The organism is Nemorincola caseinilytica, assembly GCF_039540515.1.
GTDB lineage: Bacteria > Bacteroidota > Bacteroidia > Chitinophagales > Chitinophagaceae > Nemorincola > Nemorincola caseinilytica.
In genome coordinates this window covers 293,745-311,969 of the sequence record NZ_BAABFA010000024.1, presented here as the reverse complement: position 1 = coordinate 311,969, position 18,225 = coordinate 293,745, and the positions used below count along the sequence as shown (strand labels likewise).

Below are 18,225 nucleotides of genomic sequence, written 5' to 3'. Positions count from 1 at the left end.
AAGAAGCCACGAAGCAGTACATGGCAAAAAGCAGGCACACACATGTGCGTAGTTCGTACTACATAAGGGCGATCAACATTTTATAAAATTAGAATGGTATATTTATGCCCGTGTAACACAGCATGAACAACCCATTACCCTTCTTCAACTGGTCGCTGAAAAAAGCCGAACACGCAGAGCCGGATAGTTTTATCCGCGTGCGTATACCTATCCTTTATACCATACTCATGTTCTCTGTGGCAAAAGCCGCCATAGTGGTGGGCATGGGCATAGGTTTCGGACAAACGATGCAGGTATCGCGGGCCGTAGTGGCGCTGTGTCTGTATGTAGGGCTTGTGAAATGGCTGCTGTACAGGCCGGCTCACCTGAAGGTCATCACCCATGTGATGATATTGCTGGGCGTGGCCATAGTGTGGACCAATATTTTCGTATTCGCCCACAAGATCAACCTGGTCACTATCCAGTTCGTGTTCATGGTATTGATGAGCAGCTTCTTTGCGCTTGGCAGCACCTGGGGGGTCATCTATACCATCACCAGCACATTGCCGGTGGTGATACTGATGCTATTCAGGGGAAGCACTGATATCTATTCGGCCAATACTGCCCAGGAACTCGCATCACCGGGTTTCGAGATAATAGTGATACTGAACTTTGTGTCCATAGCGGTGTCGCATTACCTGTTCTTCAGGGCTTTTCATTTGAATCTTGGGGAGAAGGAAGAGCTGAACAAAGACCTGACCGCATCTATAGCAGTGGCCAACCAGTTGGCAACATCGCGCACCAACTTCCTGTCCACCATGTCGCATGAGCTGCGCACACCGCTGAACTCGGTAGTGGGTATAACCGAACTGCTGATAGAGGACAAGCCGGAAGAACGGCAAAAAGAGAACCTGCGGATATTGCAGCTATCGGCACACGACCTGCTATCGCTCATCAATAACATACTGGATGTAAACAAACTCAATTCGGACAAGCTGGTACTGGATTCGGCCCCTTTTGTACTATCGGAACTGATAAAGGACATAGCCGACGTGATGCGTATAAGAGCCAGCAGCCGCAAGCTGGACCTGGTAATGGACGTAGACCAGCGCATAACAGGTATGACGGTAGTGAGCGACCCTACCCGGCTGGCACAGGTGATGTACAACCTGGTGGGCAATGCCATAAAATTCACCGACAGGGGCAGTGTGACCATAAAACTGGAACTGGCCGGCAGAACGGCCAGCGGCATGGATGTAATGTTCTCAGTGATAGATACGGGAGTAGGCATACCTGCCGACAAGCACGAAGCAATATTCGACCTCTTCTCGCAGGCAGGGTCGCATATACTGAGGCAGTATGGCGGCACGGGTCTGGGGCTGGCCATAGTAAAGCAGACGCTCTTACTTTTCAATAGTAAGATAAACCTGGAAAGCATACCCGGCAAGGGGTCGCGCTTTTTCTTCACCCTGCCGCTTACGATAGCTGCGGCAGGTCTGGAGCCGGAACTACCTCATTTGTCGCAAGGTACCGGAGACATGGGCCATGTAAAGGTGCTGATAGCCGAGGATAACAATATAAACCGGATGATAATAAAGAAACAGCTGCAAAAGCTGGGGATAGAACCGGTGATAGTAGAGAATGGCAAGCAAGCATATGAGGCTTTCATAGCCAGCGATTTCGATGCCATATTCGTAGACCTGCATATGCCTGTGATGGGCGGATATGAGGCCGTAAGCAAGATACGCTCTGACAAAGACCCCGTAAAAGCACGGACATATACCGTGGCCTTTACCGCATCGGTAACAGAGCAGCAGAGAATAGTAGATGCAGGCTTCGATGACCACCTGTACAAACCGGTAAGCCTGAACGACCTGCGCAATAAGCTGGAAAAGGTAGCGGCAATGAGGTTGGTGAATTAGGAGTTATGAATTATGAATGAGGGATGCGGAAATAAATTTCGTTTTTCTGCGTTATGTTCATATTACAACTACCAATTCTTCCATCATGCAGCGTATATCCATCGTACTTTACTGTTCTATAGCTGCTCTCATACTATTGCTGGCTTCTTGCCGCAGGCATCGCGAGACGGATATAGTGGTACGCACCGGCATAGTGGAACGGCAGGGAATGACAACATACCAATATGGAACGCACATATTGGTAACAGCCAATGACCGGATGGTACTGAAAAGCAAGCTGGACCTGGACAAGGCCATAGGCAAAAAAGTGACCATAACAGCCGTAGGCACACACTCTATGGTAGAGAACGGCCCTCCCCTTTATACTGTCATCGCCATTCAGTGAGCCTCATACATCAATGCTTATCCACAATTATGTGTAAAACCTGCCTGCGATAGTGGCGGGGCTTCGTCCTAATTTCGCGATACGCTCTCAGAGAACAAGGATGAAGATACTATTACAGCTACTACTGGCTTTTGTATGCTCCGGCGCTTATGCGCAGGGCAGCGCGTTCCGTTTCCGTTTCTTCAACGAACAGACAGGCATAAGGGTGATACCCGAACATATGATGGTAACAAGCAAGGCGAATGGAGATACTGCCTATAAGGTTGAGCAAGGCCAGGTAGCCGCCAATGGCACTGTTACCCTGCCCATACCCGATGGCAGGTACGATGTGACCGTGATCGCACATGGGTATGAGGCGATGAGCACCTGGCTGGAGGTAAAGCAGCAAACGCTGAACGTGAACTTCAGGCTGGTGAACAAGGAGCGGGTAAGAGAACTGGCGCCCGAATACCTGCGCAGCATACACCGCCCAGATGCCGTGGTGATAACGGGCTTTGTGATAGATGATGCGACAGGGCTGCCTTTGAGCAATGTGACGGTAAAAGCAGCGGATGGCTCGGCAAGCGCGGTATCGGACAGCGGTGGCCTTTACCGGCTGATATTACCATTGCCTACAAATAAGACAGAACTGACGGGAAGGGATGTACTGCATTTCGCACAGGAGGGATATACTACAGAACAGCGCAGCCACTTCGACCTTTGGCCCGATGGCGATATGATACTGAACATAAGAATGAAGCAGGGAGCGGGAAGCCATAGCGAAACTATAGTTACCAAAAGAGAGATACACCACGAACTATATGAACCCTAAGCCACTGTACGAATGAGAATTTTCCTTGTCATCATTGTCTTTTTAATGCTGCCCCGGTTCCTGGCGGCACAATGCACACCGGGCGCTACCATACGCGTAGGTACCGACTGTACCTGCAATGCATGCAGCACGGTAGAGGTAATGAGCCTGGAGACCTATGCACGCACGGGGCTGAACGATGAATGGATACCATCGTGGAATGTGGAGTCGCTAAAAGCGGGATCTGTGGCATACCGCAGCTATGGGGCGTACTATGTAGCCAACCCTTATAATGGCACCTACGACCTGGCCAATACCACCTGCAAGCAGGTGTGGAGTGCGGCATCATCATCGGCATGCGAGGCGGCCGCGGGCGCTACGGCATCGGAGATACTGAGCACAGGCGTGGGTGGCCCCATAGCACGGTCGGAATATGCTGCCGAGACGAACGGGTTCGGCTGCGGCGATGGGTTTACGGGATGCAGCACCTGCACACCCGCATGGCCCTGTACCGGCGATGCGGTATGCGCCGGAAAGGCATCGGCAGGGCACTGGCGGGGCATGTGCCAGTGGGGATCGCAGCGATGGGCACTGGCTGGGCAGACATATACCTGGATACTGGACCACTACTACAACCCCGGGAATATGTACCGCTGCAGCAGTACATCGGCCTGTTCGCCGACCACGGGCAACGACTTTTGCTATGGGCCGCCGGCACCTGCGGTACTGGTACCGGGCAGTATGTGTACCCCTGCCAATGGCACTACCTGCGGTGCAACGGCCTCTATAATGACGAGCAGCAGCAGTTGCAGCAACAGTGGTGTCAATAGCAATGTAAAGGATGTGTGGTACTCATTTACCGCTACCCTACCCACCCTGAATGTGCGGGTACAGAGCGGCGCTAACTTCGACGCAGTGGTAGAAGTATACAGCACGGTATGCGCTACTGCCACCATGATAGGCAGTTGCATGAACGCCAATGGCACCGGGCAGGCAGAGACGATAGCGCTGACAACACTGGCTGCGGGCAATACCTACTATATAAGAGTGTACGACCATGCCGAGAACGCATATGCCAATGCACCCGGCGGGGCCACATTCGGCATATGCATCTACGACCCTGTAACAGGAGCTGTGGATGATGTGAGCGGAACGAGCCTGGACATTTACCCGAACCCATCTGCAGGCACATTTCACATCAACTGTGATAAGGCCATTGAGGATATCAGCATCAGTGATATAGTGGGCAGAAAAGTACCATTCTCCATAACCGGGAAGACCGGTGGAAATATACTGCTGGACCTTTCGACGCAACCACCCGGCATATACTATCTATCGGCCCATGTGAATGGGCAGCCGGTAAGAAGGAAGATAGTGTTGCAGTAGACCAGTTATGCAGGCAGCCCCAGCCAATCGAGAGCATTTCTGTAGAGCAGCTTTTCCTTTACATCCTGCGGATAGCCCATGCTTTCTATGAGCTTGCCGGGATGATGCTCTCCCAGGGGGAAGGGATAATCGCTGCCCATACATATCTTGTCATGCCCCATTACATCGGCCACGAAGTCCAGCGCCTTGGGGTCGTGTACAAGGGCATCTATCCAGAAACGGCCTATGTAGTTCCGTGGGTTCACGGCATTGTCTATGGCGCAGAGGTCGGGGCGCACATTATAGCCATGTTCTATGCGGCCTATAGTGAGGGGGAAGCTGCCACCGCCATGTGCGAAAGCCACTTTCAGTTTCGGATATTTCTCGAACACACCACCGAATATCATAGAGCATATGGCACGGCTGGTCTCGGCGGGCATACCCACCAGCCACGGTAGCCAGTAGCGGGTCATATCGTTCTCGCCCATCATTTCCCACGGGTGTACGAAAATGCTGCAACCCAGTTGCTCTGCCGCTTCCCAGAAGGGATGGAATGAGGTATCGCTGAGGTTTTTGTTATTGATGTTGGAGCCTATCTCCAACCCGGGCATTCTTAGCTCGGTAACGCAACGCTCCATTTCCTTGATGGCAGTATCCACATCCTGCATAGGCACTGTACCTATACCTATGAAGCGGTCGGGATGATGGTCGCAGCACTGGGCTATATGATCGTTGAAGAAGCGGGAGGTCTCCAGCGCATGTTCGGGCTTCGCAAAATAGTTGAACAGCACAGGAATGGTAGAAAGCACCTGCTTACCTACCTCGGTCATATCCATCTCCTTCATGCGGGTGGCAGGATCCCAGCAGTTCTGCTCTATCTCTCGAAACACCTTGTCACCCTTTATCATGCGTGCGCAGCAGGGCTTGTGATGCTCCAGCCTTATGAACTCCCCATACCCGAACTTCTGGAACCAATTGGGAATATGCTCGGGCATGATATGCGTATGTATGTCGATCTTCATTTTTTATTAGTAGATAGTAGTTAGTAGATAGTAGTTGGTCATTAAGTAGAAAAGCCAGGCTTTGAAATTTGAGATCTGGAATTTGTTATTTGAAGTTTGACCTTTGAATTTTGAATTTTGGAATTTGAAATTTGAAATTTGGACTCTCCTATTTCATGGCCTGGTCCAGGTCGGATATGATGTCCTCAACATTTTCCATACCTACGCTCATGCGTATGAGGCCATCGGTGATACCGAACGCCAGCCGCTGCTGCCTGTCCACACCCATATGAGTAGTAGACGGGGCATGCGATACCAGCGTATCGCAGGTACCGAGCGATACCGCATTGGTACACATCTTGAGCTTGTTGATGAAACTTACCCCGGCATCGAAGCCATCCTTCAGTTCAAAGCTCATCATGGCGCCGCCGTTCTTCATCTGCCGCATGGCAGTAGCATGATCGGGGTGGCTGGCAAGGCCCAGGTAATTGACCGTACCTACAGCAGGGTGCTGCTCCAGAAAAGCTGCCACTTTTGCTGCATTGCTGCAATGGCGCTCCATGCGAATGCCAAAGGTCTTCAGGCCGTTAGTAAGCAGGAAAGCATCGAACGGATTGCTATTGCCGCCCAGCAGGCGATGCGTCTTGGTCATGGGGCCCTCCATCTTCTCTATATCGCGGCCTATGACCACACCGCCGATGGCAGTGCCATGGCCATTGAGGAATTTGGTAGTGGAGTGCATGACATAATCAACATCATACCTGAAGGGCTGCTGCAGGTAGGGCGTGGCAAAAGTGTTGTCCACACATACGGTGAGGCCATAAGATTTGCCCAGCGATGATAGCGCCTCCAGGTCTATGCACTGCAAGGTGGGATTGGCAGGGGTCTCCAGGTACATGAGGCCGATATTGCCGTCGGCCTTCAAAGCGTCCTCTACCTTATTGATATCGTGAAAATCGACAATGATGGACTGTATGCCCAGCCCGGGCAGTATCTTCTCTATCAGCTCGTGCGTACCACCGTACAGCGACTGGTGCGTGATGAGCTTCTGCCCGTACTTTATGTTGCCCAGCAGCATGGTGGTAACGGCCGCCATACCCGATGCATGCAATATGGCCTTGAGCTGCAGGGGCGTACCATTGCTGTTGGTGAGCTTGTAGGCCTCCAGCAGGGCTATCTTCTCCTCGGCCTCGGTGATGGTAGGATTGCCCCATCGGCTATATACATAGCCTTTCTCATCGCCCTTGAACACCGATATGGCCTGCTCGGCACTCTCGAACACATAAGTACTGGAAGCATATATGGGGGTGAGATGAGCGCGGTGCCCTTCTGTAACATGGCCGCCACGGATGCAGACGGTATCGAAACCTGTAGATGTTTCTATTTTCATTTTGGAGAAAGATATGAGCGGTATAAAGGTAATAAATGATGAAGTATGAATTATGAATGATGAATTATGAAGTATGACCGTGAATAGTGAGATACTACCGGGCAGATGCACTCCTCATAAACTGACAACTGTTGTTTATCTTGCACCCTGTATGGAATTCAAGAGATACCTGGTGACCGCTGCGCTGCCCTATGCTAATGGGCCGGTACATATAGGCCACCTGGCGGGCTGCTACCTGCCTGCCGATATATATGTTCGCTACCTGCGCGCCCGGAAAAGGGATGTGAAATTCGTTTGCGGCAGCGATGAGCATGGTGTGCCCATCACCATCCGCGCCATGAAGGAGGGTATAACCCCGCAGGATGTGGTGGACAAATACAATACCATTATCAAGGACAGCTTTGCCCAGATGGGCATATCGTTCGATATATATTCGCGCACATCCAACAAGATACACCATGAGACCTCGCAGGCCTTCTTCAGGAAACTGTACGATGATGGTGTCTTCGAGGAGCGCGAGAGCGAGCAATATTATGACGAGGAGAAGAACACCTTCCTGGCCGACCGCTATATAGTGGGCACCTGCCCCGTATGCGCCAACGAGAACGCCTATGGCGACCAGTGCGAAAAGTGCGGCTCTACCCTATCACCGGAGCAACTCATAAACCCACGCAGCGCACTGAGCAGCGGTCCGCTTGTTAAACGCAAGACCAAGCACTGGTACTTTCCGCTGGACAAATATGAGGGCTGGCTGAAGGAGTGGATAACAGATGGCAAGAAGGACGAATGGAAGGCCAATGTATATGGCCAGTGCAAAAGCTGGATAGACAGCGGCCTGCAGCCCCGCGCCATGACCCGCGACAGCAACTGGGGCGTGCCTGTACCCATACCGGGCGCAGACGGCAAGGTGCTGTATGTATGGTTCGACGCGCCGATAGGCTATATAAGCGCTACCAAAGAGCTGACCCCGCAATGGAGCGACTACTGGTGCAAGGATGATACCAAGCTGGTACACTTCATAGGCAAGGACAATATAGTGTTCCACTGCATCATATTCCCATCTATGCTGAAGGCGCATGGGGGTTTTGTGCTGCCTGATAATGTGCCCGCCAACGAGTTCCTGAACATAGAGGGGCAGAAGGTATCTACATCGCGCAACTGGGCCGTATGGGTAGATGAATACATAAAGGACATGCCCGACCAGCAGGACGTGCTGCGGTATGTGCTGTGCGCCAATGCGCCCGAAACAAAGGATAACGACTTTACCTGGAAGGACTACCAGGACAGGACCAATAATGAGCTGGTATCGGTGTTCGGCAACTTTGTGAACAGGGCCTTTGTGCTGATGCACAAGCTGTGCAATGGCCGTGTACCTGCACTGCATACCGATGTGATGGATGCTGCCGACCATGCGCTGATAGCCGAGATACAGAATGCCAAGATAAGTGTGCAGAACTGTATAGAGGGTTATAAGTTCCGTGATGGCCTGTACGAGGTGATAGACCTGGCCCGCAAGGCCAATAAGTACATGCAGGACAAGGAACCATGGATAGTGGCCAGGACACTGGAAACTAACCCCGACAACCAGAAACTGATAGATAACTGCCTGCACCTGTGCCTGCAGCTAACGGCCAACCTGGCCATACTGGCCAACCCCTTCCTGCCCTTTACAGCACAGAAGATGTGCCATATGATGAAGGTGGTGGACCGCATGCTGGAATGGGAGAATGCCGGCAGCATCACCCTGCTGAAGACCAACTACCCGCTGCGCGCGCCCGAGCTGCTCTTCCGGAAGATAGAGGACGCAGAAGTGGCCGCACAAGTAGAGAAACTGCACAATAACCTGAAAAAAGCAACAACACCCGCTATGGACAATAACAACACTACCGCACCACAGGAAACTCCTGCCGCAGAAGAGGCCGCAAAACACCTGCCGCCAAAACCCGAGATAACCATAGACGACTTTGCCAAGATAGACCTGCGTGTGGCCACCATACTAAAGGCCGAGAAAGTGGAAAAGGCAGACAAGCTGCTGAAGCTGGAACTGGACCTAGGCTATGAGATCCGCACCGTGCTATCGGGTATAGCCATGCACTTCAAGCCCGAAGAGATAGTGGGCAAACAAGTGACCGTAGTGGCCAACCTGGCGCCCCGCAAAATGAGAGGCATAGAGAGCAAAGGCATGATACTGATGGCCCAGAACCTGGATGGCAGGCTGATATTCGCATCGCCGTTAGAAACGGCCGATAATGGCGGAGAGGTGAGGTAAACGATAGACTATGCTAAATCGTTATCTTTTTCATAGAAATAGGTAACTTTGGCTATGCCCGATACCGATCAGATATTACAACAAATAAAGCGCTCCGTGCTGGCTACCGACCCGTATGCAACGCTTATTTTGTATGGTTCGTATGCCCGTGGCGACCATAATGCTGATTCTGACATAGACATTCTGGTGCTGCTGGACAAGGATAAGATCACTTTTGAGGACAGGAAGCGTATCGGTTATCCATTGTATCACATACAGGTTGAAAGGGATATTCTCATTAGCCCTTTCCTATGCCCACGAAAAAAATGGGAAGCAGAGCGCTCAGTGACCCCCTTCTACAAGAACGTTGCAAAAGATGGCATAGTGTTATGAGATCAAATGATCAGGAAATAGTAGCCAGACGTCTCACCAAAGCTAAAAAGACACTCAATGAAACGGAGATACATATTCAGAACGAGCTTTGGAACACTGCTGTAAATCGTCTTTATTATGCTTGCTTTTATGCCGTTACAGCTTTGCTGTTTCAGAACGGACAGGAAACAAAGACCCATGGTGGTGTGCAACGGTTGTTCAGCTTGCATTTTATCAAAACAAGTATCATAAAGGAGCATATCGGAGCATTTTACATGACGCTTTTCGAAATGAGGCAAGATGCCGACTACGAAGACCTTGTAGAATATGAAAGAGAAGATGTATTGAAACTATTAGCTCCCGCCAGGGAATTGATAACTGCTATAGAAACAGAAATAAATAAATGATAAGCGGTATGGGCGCCTTCCTTCAAAGATCATTTCTCCCGGTGGTCAGTTATCTATTATCTTAAGCATAGACCACTTCTGCAAAAGACGTGCAAAGCATAAATATGATATTTTCTTCACGGCTACTTATAAATGCCATAGCTTATTTAGCCGTATCTTTATACTCATAATGTCAAAGAGAACGAAGAAGAACAAGAGCCCCGATACCGGTAAGAAAATGTATACCGGCCGGCTGGAAGTGAGCCGTGGAGGAATGGGTTTTGTGATAGTGGAAGGCCTGGAAAAGGATATACTGATACGGCCCGACAGGATGTCGACCGCGCTGAACGGAGATGAGGTGCGCATAGAAGTACGCGGCCACAGGGACAACAATAAAAGACAGGAAGGCGAGATAATTGCCATACTGCACCGCAAGCAGTCAGAATTCAGCGGGCATATAGAGGTACATCCTCATTTTGCCTTTATGATACCCGACAGTGAAAAGATGCCGGTGGACATATACATACCCCTGCACCTGCTGAACGGCGCAAAAGATGGCGATCATGCCATGGTGCGTATAGTAGAATGGACGGGCAAAACAAAGAACCCCGTAGGCGAGGTGGTAAGCGTGCTGACCGACGAGAGCATGAACGAGATAGCCATGCAGGGCCTGCTGGTAGAGAACGGCTTTCCCCTCTCCTTCCCCGATGATGTGCTGGAAGAGGCCGCGCGCTACCCTGAAGGTATAGACAAGGCAGAGCTGAAGCAGCGCCGCGATATGCGCGGTACCCTCACCATGACCATTGACCCTGTGGATGCCAAGGACTTTGACGATGCGCTCTCCTTCAAGGCCCTGAAAGGTGGCTGGTACGAAGTGGGTGTGCATATAGCCGATGTGAGCCACTATGTACTGCCGGACTCACTGCTGGACAAGGAGGCCTATCGCCGCGCTACGAGCGTGTACCTGCCCGACAGGGTATCGCCCATGCTGCCCGAGCGGTTATCGAACGAGCTGTGCTCGCTGCGGCCCAACGAGGATAAGTATACCTTCTCGGCCATATTCACCATCAACAAGCAAGGTAAGGTAAAAGATACCTGGATAGGCAAGACAGTGATACACTCCGACCGCCGCTTTGCCTACGAGGACGTGCAGGAAATGATAGAAGGTGCTGACGGCGATCACAAAAAAGAACTGATGCTGCTGAACGGCATGGCACAGGCGTTGCGTGCCGAACGCTTCAGCAAGGGGGCTATAAATTTCTCTTCACAGGAGGTGCGCTTCAAGCTGGACGAGACCGGCAAGCCCATAGGCATAGTGGTAAAAGAGAGCAAAGAGGCACACCAGTTGATAGAGGAATTCATGCTGCTGGCCAACCGTACCATTGCAGAGTATGTGGGCAATATAAGGAACAAGGACAAGCCAGTACCCTTTCCCTACCGCGTACACGATGTGCCGGACGAGGACAAGCTGAAAATGTTCACCGTGTTCGCGGCACACTTCGGTATCAGGTTCGACCTCACAACACCCGAGAACATAGCACGCTCCTTCAACAAGATGCTGGCGAGCGTACAGGGCAAACCCGAGCAGCATGTACTGGAGCAACTGGGCATACGCACCATGGCGAAGGCCGTATACACTACCGAGAACATAGGGCATTATGGTCTCGGCTTCGAGCATTACTGTCACTTCACATCGCCCATACGCCGCTACCCCGATGTACTGGTGCATCGCATACTGCAGCAGTGCCTCACCACCAGTATACACCCTATAAAGAACCTGGAGGCTCAATGCCGCCACTGCTCTGACCAGGAACGCCGTGCCATGGAGACAGAGCGTGCCGCCAATAAGTACAAGCAGGTAGAATACATACAGGAATATGTGGGCGATGAATTCGAGGCGGTGATAAGCGGTGTGGCCACCTTCGGTTTCTGGGCAGAAACAGTGGCGCATAAATGCGAGGGACTGGTACCGGTGAACGACCTGAATGACATAGACCACTTCGAGTTTCTCGAGAACGAATATGCGCTGGTAGGCCGCAGCACCGGCCTGCGATTTGCCATGGGCGACAAGGTAAAAGTGCGCGTAGTGGCCGCCAACCTGGTGAAAAGGCAAATAGACTATGCACTGGCAGAGACCCCGCAAAGCGCCAGGAAGGGCGGGGCCATAAAACGTGGCAGACCCGCAAAGAACGAAAAAAGCAGAACATCAAAAAAACGTAAATAAATGCAGTCATTCTCTGACCTTACAGGGTCCTTCGAGAGCCGTTTCACATCTTCCCTACCCTTCCCCGACCAGCCTACAGCACTATACGAGCCGTGCAGCTACCTGCTGCACCTGGGTGGCAAACGTGTGCGCCCTGTGCTCTGCCTTATGGCTTGCGAATTGTTCGACGCCATAGGAGATGACGCATGGTATGCCGCCAATGCCATAGAGCTGTTCCACAATTTTACCCTCATACATGACGATATAATGGACAAGGCCCCGCTGCGCCGGGGCCAGCCTACACTGCACCACAAATATGGCATGACGGCAGGCATACTGTGCGGCGATGTGATGTGCATATATGCCTATGAGCAACTGGCACATGTACGCAAGAACCTGCCGCAGGTGATACAGCTATTCAACAAGACGGCGATAGAGGTATGTGAAGGCCAGCAGATGGATATGGACTTTGAGACCCGTAACGATGTGAGCATAGAGGAGTACCTGACCATGATAACACTGAAGACATCGGTACTGCTGGCATGCAGCCTGAAGATAGGCGCACTGACGGGTGGTGCGCTGGGCGATAATGCGCGCAAGCTATACGACTTCGGCAAGAATATGGGCATAGCTTTCCAGTTGCAGGACGACCTGCTGGATGCATTTGGCGACACTGCAAAACTAGGCAAGCAGAACGGCGGCGACATACGCGCCAATAAAAAGACATACCTGCTGCTAAAAGCACAGGAGAATGCTACAGGCGACCAAAAAGCACAGATAGCACAACTGCTGGCCACCGATGCCGGCAACCAAAAAGTAGCAGACATGCTGGCCTTATACACTGCCACTGGCGCCGACAAGGCATGCCGGGATGCAATGACCCATTACGCTGACCTTGCATTTGCCAACCTGGAAGATGTGGCCATACCCACTGTGCGCAAAGAACCACTGCGCGAGCTGGCCCGCTACCTGCTGGTAAGGGATAAATAACAACAGCGATCTTCCTTAAAACATGACATACCCTGTGGCCGGTAAGCCTCAGGGCTGGCTATGTGTTGCCCTGGACCGTCCATGCCTGCTAATGACTCTTACCAAAAGTTGAACTTTCGGGGCGTGGTAAGACCATTCACAAAAAAGTGATGGTAACGACCAATTATCTTATTACCCATTCGCACTTTTTCCATATATTTGGTATTATAACGTATCTAAGGATCAGCACATATCGCATACCTTATAAAAGAATAAGATCAGAAGAAGAGCTCCATTAAGCACCCGACCGCAGCTAGTTCAGAATATTATTTCTCTACAATAAAACCCGATAAAATGAAAAGACCCTTCCTCCGCATCCCGGCGCTACTGCTGGCGCTTTTACCATTCCATTCTTTTGCAAAAACGGTAGATGAGACCACCGCCCGCACCATAGGTTGCAACTACCTGGTACGGCAAGGCGTGCAGAACGTGAAAACACCCGATGACCTGGCGCTATCGTATGCCCCGGTATCGCAGATAGACGGGCGAACGGTGGCAGACCTATATGTCTTCAATATAAAGAACGGGCAGGGTTTCGTACTTGTATCGGGAGACGACAGGGTGGCCCCGGTGCTTGCCTATTCCGATGAAGCATCTTTCCACATAGACCAGGTAGCCCCGGCAGCAGTAGTGTGGGTGAACTGGTACAAGCGACAGATCGAATATGTGGTAACTCATCAACTGGACCCTAAAGTGGGCACTGCAGAGAAATGGGCGTCACTGAAGATAGTAGCTGCCGCACCAACCGCGGCCAGAACTACATCGGTAGCGCCCATGCTCACTACCCTGTGGAACCAGAGCCCCAATTACAATGCCCTATGCCCCGGCATAGGCAGTTCGCTGGCCGTGACCGGCTGCGTGGCCACGGCCATGGCACAGGTAATGAAATTCTGGAACTGGCCGGTGATGGGCGATGGCATGCACACATACGAGGACATGACCTATGGGCCACTCACAGCCGATTTCGGCGCTACTACCTACCAATGGTCATCGATGCCCAATTCTATAAGCATCGCCAACAATGCCATAGCCACACTGATGTCGCACTGCGGCATCAGTGTGAACATGCGCTACGGTACTGCTGCATCGGGCGGTAGTGGTGCGTGGCCGGTCTCGCACTACTCCAGCTATGTCAACAGCAGCGAATATGCGTTCAAGACCTATTTCCACTACAAGCCTACGGTACATGGCCTGCTTCGCGAAGGAGACTATATGTACACCTTTTACCCCATACCGTCCATACCATCTGCCATATGGATATCTTCGCTGAAAGCCGAGCTGGATGCCGGCAGACCATTTATCTACACAGGCAACGATGGCACATCGGGCGGGCATGCATGGGTGGCCGACGGCTACAGGTCCACCGATGATTTTTTCCATTTCAACTGGGGATGGGGCGGTGCAGGGCCCAACGGCTATTATTCGGTAGATGATGTAGCGCCACCCGTACTAGGCACCGGTGGCAGCGGCGGCAACTATAACATGATGCAGACCGCAACGGTAGGCATAGAACCCGATACATACCCTGCCTATACCGACAACATAAAGCTAAAACGCCCGGTAATGCATATGAACAGCACACCGCTGCCTTATGGCAAGGCTTTTTCGCTGCAGACCAAGATACTGAACAGCAGAAGCACACCCTTTAACGGGGATGTATGCGCGCAGGTATATGACAATACTACACTGAAAGGCACTGTGGCCACGCTGACAGGAGTGTCGGTAGCGGCAGGCGACAGCTCGGCCATGCTCACCTTCGGCAGCACAGGTATGACCAACCTGCTGCCTAAGACGTATACCCTAAAGCTGATGTACCGCAATACCGGTGCCGGTACATGGACCCCCATAGGTGACAATGGCACCATACACAACTACAGCACACTGGATGTGAAGAACGACACCGATATGAGGCTGTATGATACTATAGAGATAGCATCGGGCCTGCCTATGCATACGGGCGATGCCGTATCTATAGGCACTAACATCAACAATTGGGGCTGGAACGACTTCTACGGATGGGTACGCGCACAACTGGTGGACCTGAGCACAGGTACAGTATACCCTATACAGACACGCACCGGTGTGAGCATAGCGGCATATGAATATAACATAGTGTGGTTCGACCTGGCTACACTGAGCGCACCCAATGGCCTGTACGCGCTGGAGATACAGCATAAATACGATGGCATAGGAGAGTTCTATACCACGGGCAGCAAGAACTATGACAACCCCAGGCTGGTACAGGTGGGCGATGCTGCCGATATACCCATGCTGGAAAGCATGAAGAACGATGTATTCGTTTACCCCAACCCTGCAAAGGATCTGCTGACAGTGATGTTCAACCGGCACAAGGTATCGGAAGTACTGCTGATGGACGTGACCGGGAAAGTACTAAGAAAATTCCCTGCCGACCCCAATGCATCCAGCATGCAGCTACCGGTAAAAGGGCAGGCGCCGGGTATATATATGATACAGCTCGCTACCGATAAGGGTACCATCACCAAAAAGATAAACATCGCCGAATGAGGCTCTTGATACCACTATCGCTGGCAATAAGTGCGCTAGCTTACAGCATTGCCCCGGCCTTTGCACAGCCGGGGCAAGCTTTACCCCATACCATAGTGTACAAGACCGATGCGGACATAAAAGAGCTGGTGGCGGTACAACTCTCGGCCGATGGCAGCAAGCTCACCTACTACCCTGCTCCTACAGATATGGCCGGTCAGCCGCCGCCGGTACGGCTGGGCAACGGGTACTGGATAGCAAGTGCGGGCGTATCGGAGCGAATTGCCTTCCTGGGCATGACAAAAAAAGAATACAGCGCACTGAAAGAGCCGCCAACACAAGTTGAAATGATGCACATGATAAAAGTGCGCAACCCCATGACCGAGCTATGGGATTGCGGTGTACGCGATAAGCTATCTGACAAGCAATTAAAAAAACTGGCACGCAAAAAGCGCCTTGCCACAAAGTGCAGACGAATGAAATAGCCTCACTTCCAGATACGGAAGTCGAAACGGAGACGCTTGTTCTGTAGCAGGTAGCGCCAGTCTATGCAGAAGAACGCCAGCAATATGAGCACACCCAGCACCACACCCGATACGCTTTTCCATGTCACCAGTCCCTCGGTGATATCTATGGCATTTCGGGCTGCATAATCGCCGGTGAGCACCATCACCATATCGCTGATGAATTTACCTACTATGAAGGACGGTATGATATTGCCCACTCCCACACGCGCCATACCGGCAGCAGTAAAAAGAGGCGTAGATGGCAGCGGGATGAGGGTATACAGCAACGCGAACAGGCGTACCCGCCAGCTATTGCCCGATAGTTTTTCGCCAATGAACTGTATATCCTGCTTCTTCTGCTCACTGAGTACCCCACCGAACACCACAGGCATATACAGGCTTAGGATATAACGCCCAAATGCAGAACCTGCAACGCCCAGCACCAGTACGAGCCATATATCCAGCCCGTATCTGATCTGGAAGAATACCATGACGGTCCATGCGGGTGGCCCTATGAAGGGTACTATATCTACCAACAACGACGCCAGGAAAACAAAGAAGTACTCCATTACAACGGTAAAAGTAAGGTTAAGGAAGTAGAATGTGCGTGCTGTAAAGCAGAAACAGGCCGGGAAGAGCAGTATCCATAGATCTTGTACGAACGGGTATGCTTCTTTATTCTTTTATGTTTTTTCAACTCTCTATCTTTGGTAACTGGTACAGACCGGGCAGGATAGGCTTGTTCGACAGATGCATTAACGACACCACACTATGGAGATCATCATCATATTACTCCTTATACTTCTGAATGGAATTTTTTCTATGAGCGAAGTAGCCCTTATTTCCTCCAAGCGGTTCAAGCTGGAGGCTGCCACCAAACGGGGCAACGCTAATGCGAAAAAGGCCCTGGAACTGGCCAACGACCCTACCCGCTTCCTTTCTACGGTGCAGATAGGCATTACCCTGATAGGTATACTTACAGGTATATTCAGCGGCAAGAAAATGACGACAGACCTGCAGGCCGCGCTGGAACGGATAGATGCACTGCAGCCATATGCTCATTCGCTGGCGGTGCTGTGCGTTGTCATCATCATCACCTTTTTCTCTATAGTGTTCGGCGAGCTGATCCCCAAGCGCGTGGGCCTGCTGTTCCCCGAAACGATAGCCACCTTCGTGGCGCGGCCTATGAATGTGGTATCTATGATAGCGGCACCCTTCATTTGGCTGCTGACCGTGACCAATGATATAGTGCTGCGAATATTCGGTATAAAGGACGACCTGGAGGGCAAAGTGACCGAGGAGGAGATAAAGGCCATAGTGCGCCAGGGCGCCGATGTGGGCGAGATAGAGGCCATAGAACACAGCATAGTGGACAGGGTATTTGCGCTGGGAGACAGGAAGGTATCGGAGCTGATGACGCACCGTACCAAGATAGCGTGGTTCGATATAAAAGATAGCGTGGATGTGGTAAGGAAGAAGGTAGAGCGCGAGACCCACTCCATATACCCGGTGGCAGATGGTACGCTGGACAAATTCCTGGGTGTGGTGAATGTGAAGGAAATGTTCGCGGCAGACCTGGCGGCGGGTAGCTTCGGGCTGGACAAATTCGTGAAAAAGCCATTGATAGTGCATGAGAGCACACAGCCCTATATACTGCTGGAGAAATTCAGGGCGTACAGAATGCACCATGCCATGATAGTGGACGAGTATGGCAGCCTGCAGGGTATGATATCGATGGATGATATACTGGATGCGCTGGTGGGAGATGTATCGGAAAATATGATGCAGGAGTACAACATAGTGCAAAGGGATGAGAGCAGTTGGCTGATAGATGGGCAGTACCCCTACTTCGAGCTGCTGAACTACTTCGGTATAAGCCATGAAGATGGGATGGACACCGAGCAGAGCTTCAATACCGTGGCAGGGCTGCTACTGCACCTGGCGGCGCGTATACCTGCGCTGGGCGAGCAGTTCGAGTGGATGGAGTTCAGGATAGAGGCGGTAGATATGGATGGCATGCGCATAGACAAGATAATGCTGACGAGGGTGGAAGGAAAAGAGAAAAATGAGGAAGAATAAGGAGTCACGGTATATACAACAAAAATAAAATGGTGTGCAGAGATGCACACCATTTTATTTGAACC

The 18,225-nt window shown here is 51.5% G+C and carries 15 protein-coding genes; 12 read left to right on the top strand and 3 right to left on the bottom strand.

What is annotated here, in order from left to right; all coding sequences use genetic code 11:
• Positions 1-122: 122 nt before the first annotated feature.
• The 4 genes from ABD843_RS15995 (at position 123) to ABD843_RS15980 (ending at position 4,462) form a co-directional block, all read left to right on the top strand.
• A complete protein-coding gene (locus ABD843_RS15995) occupies positions 123-1,901 on the top strand; it encodes an ATP-binding protein (protein ID WP_345085463.1) in 1,779 nt (592 codons plus the stop codon).
• 85 nt (positions 1,902-1,986) lie between these two features.
• The gene (locus ABD843_RS15990; RefSeq protein WP_345085459.1) at positions 1,987-2,286 is read left to right on the top strand and encodes a hypothetical protein; all 300 of its coding nucleotides are present in this window, start codon (positions 1,987-1,989) and stop codon (positions 2,284-2,286) included.
• A 100-nt stretch (positions 2,287-2,386) separates the two neighbouring features.
• Positions 2,387-3,097, top strand: a complete 711-nt coding sequence (locus ABD843_RS15985; RefSeq protein WP_345085456.1) for a carboxypeptidase-like regulatory domain-containing protein — start codon at positions 2,387-2,389, stop codon at positions 3,095-3,097.
• Between the two features lie 12 nt (positions 3,098-3,109).
• The gene (locus ABD843_RS15980; RefSeq protein WP_345085454.1) at positions 3,110-4,462 is read left to right on the top strand and encodes a T9SS type A sorting domain-containing protein; all 1,353 of its coding nucleotides are present in this window, start codon (positions 3,110-3,112) and stop codon (positions 4,460-4,462) included.
• 5 nt (positions 4,463-4,467) lie between these two features.
• On the opposite strand, the gene ABD843_RS15975 is transcribed toward ABD843_RS15980, so the two are convergent.
• The gene (locus ABD843_RS15975) at positions 4,468-5,463 is read right to left on the bottom strand and encodes an amidohydrolase family protein (protein ID WP_345085451.1); all 996 of its coding nucleotides are present in this window, start codon (positions 5,461-5,463) and stop codon (positions 4,468-4,470) included.
• A gap of 148 nt (positions 5,464-5,611) precedes the next feature.
• On the bottom strand, positions 5,612-6,832 hold the full coding sequence (locus tag ABD843_RS15970) for a trans-sulfuration enzyme family protein (protein ID WP_345085448.1): 1,221 nt from the start codon (positions 6,830-6,832) through the stop codon (positions 5,612-5,614).
• Between the two features lie 151 nt (positions 6,833-6,983).
• On the opposite strand from ABD843_RS15970, the gene metG reads away from it, so the two are divergent.
• From metG to ABD843_RS15935, 7 genes are all read left to right on the top strand, one after another.
• Entirely contained in the window at positions 6,984-9,101 is a 2,118-nt protein-coding gene (gene metG, locus ABD843_RS15965; protein WP_345085445.1) for a methionine--tRNA ligase, read from the top strand.
• A 54-nt stretch (positions 9,102-9,155) separates the two neighbouring features.
• Positions 9,156-9,473 carry a nucleotidyltransferase domain-containing protein gene (locus tag ABD843_RS15960; protein WP_345085442.1) on the top strand — a complete coding sequence of 106 codons (318 nt, stop codon included), beginning with the start codon at positions 9,156-9,158 and terminating at the stop codon, positions 9,471-9,473.
• Entirely contained in the window at positions 9,470-9,859 is a 390-nt protein-coding gene (locus ABD843_RS15955) for a HEPN domain-containing protein (protein WP_345085439.1), read from the top strand. Before ABD843_RS15960 ends, ABD843_RS15955 begins: the two co-directional genes overlap by 4 nt.
• A gap of 169 nt (positions 9,860-10,028) precedes the next feature.
• Entirely contained in the window at positions 10,029-12,062 is a 2,034-nt protein-coding gene (gene rnr, locus ABD843_RS15950) for a ribonuclease R (RefSeq protein ID WP_345085435.1), read from the top strand.
• A complete protein-coding gene (locus ABD843_RS15945) occupies positions 12,063-13,031 on the top strand; it encodes a polyprenyl synthetase family protein (RefSeq protein WP_345085432.1) in 969 nt (322 codons plus the stop codon).
• 333 nt (positions 13,032-13,364) lie between these two features.
• Positions 13,365-15,596 carry a T9SS type A sorting domain-containing protein gene (locus tag ABD843_RS15940; RefSeq protein WP_345085429.1) on the top strand — a complete coding sequence of 744 codons (2,232 nt, stop codon included), beginning with the start codon at positions 13,365-13,367 and terminating at the stop codon, positions 15,594-15,596.
• Positions 15,593-16,060 carry a hypothetical protein gene (locus ABD843_RS15935; RefSeq protein ID WP_345085426.1) on the top strand — a complete coding sequence of 156 codons (468 nt, stop codon included), beginning with the start codon at positions 15,593-15,595 and terminating at the stop codon, positions 16,058-16,060. Before ABD843_RS15940 ends, ABD843_RS15935 begins: the two co-directional genes overlap by 4 nt.
• A gap of 2 nt (positions 16,061-16,062) precedes the next feature.
• Here ABD843_RS15935 and ABD843_RS15930 read toward each other — a convergent pair whose 3' ends face one another.
• Positions 16,063-16,650 (bottom strand): hypothetical protein, encoded by a 588-nt coding sequence (locus ABD843_RS15930; protein WP_345085423.1) that lies wholly within the window; start codon positions 16,648-16,650, stop codon positions 16,063-16,065.
• A 202-nt stretch (positions 16,651-16,852) separates the two neighbouring features.
• Between ABD843_RS15930 and ABD843_RS15925 the strand changes: the two genes are divergently transcribed.
• Complete coding sequence (locus tag ABD843_RS15925; RefSeq protein WP_345085420.1) at positions 16,853-18,160, top strand: hemolysin family protein; 1,308 nt, start codon at positions 16,853-16,855, stop codon at positions 18,158-18,160.
• Positions 18,161-18,225: the final 65 nt, after the last annotated feature.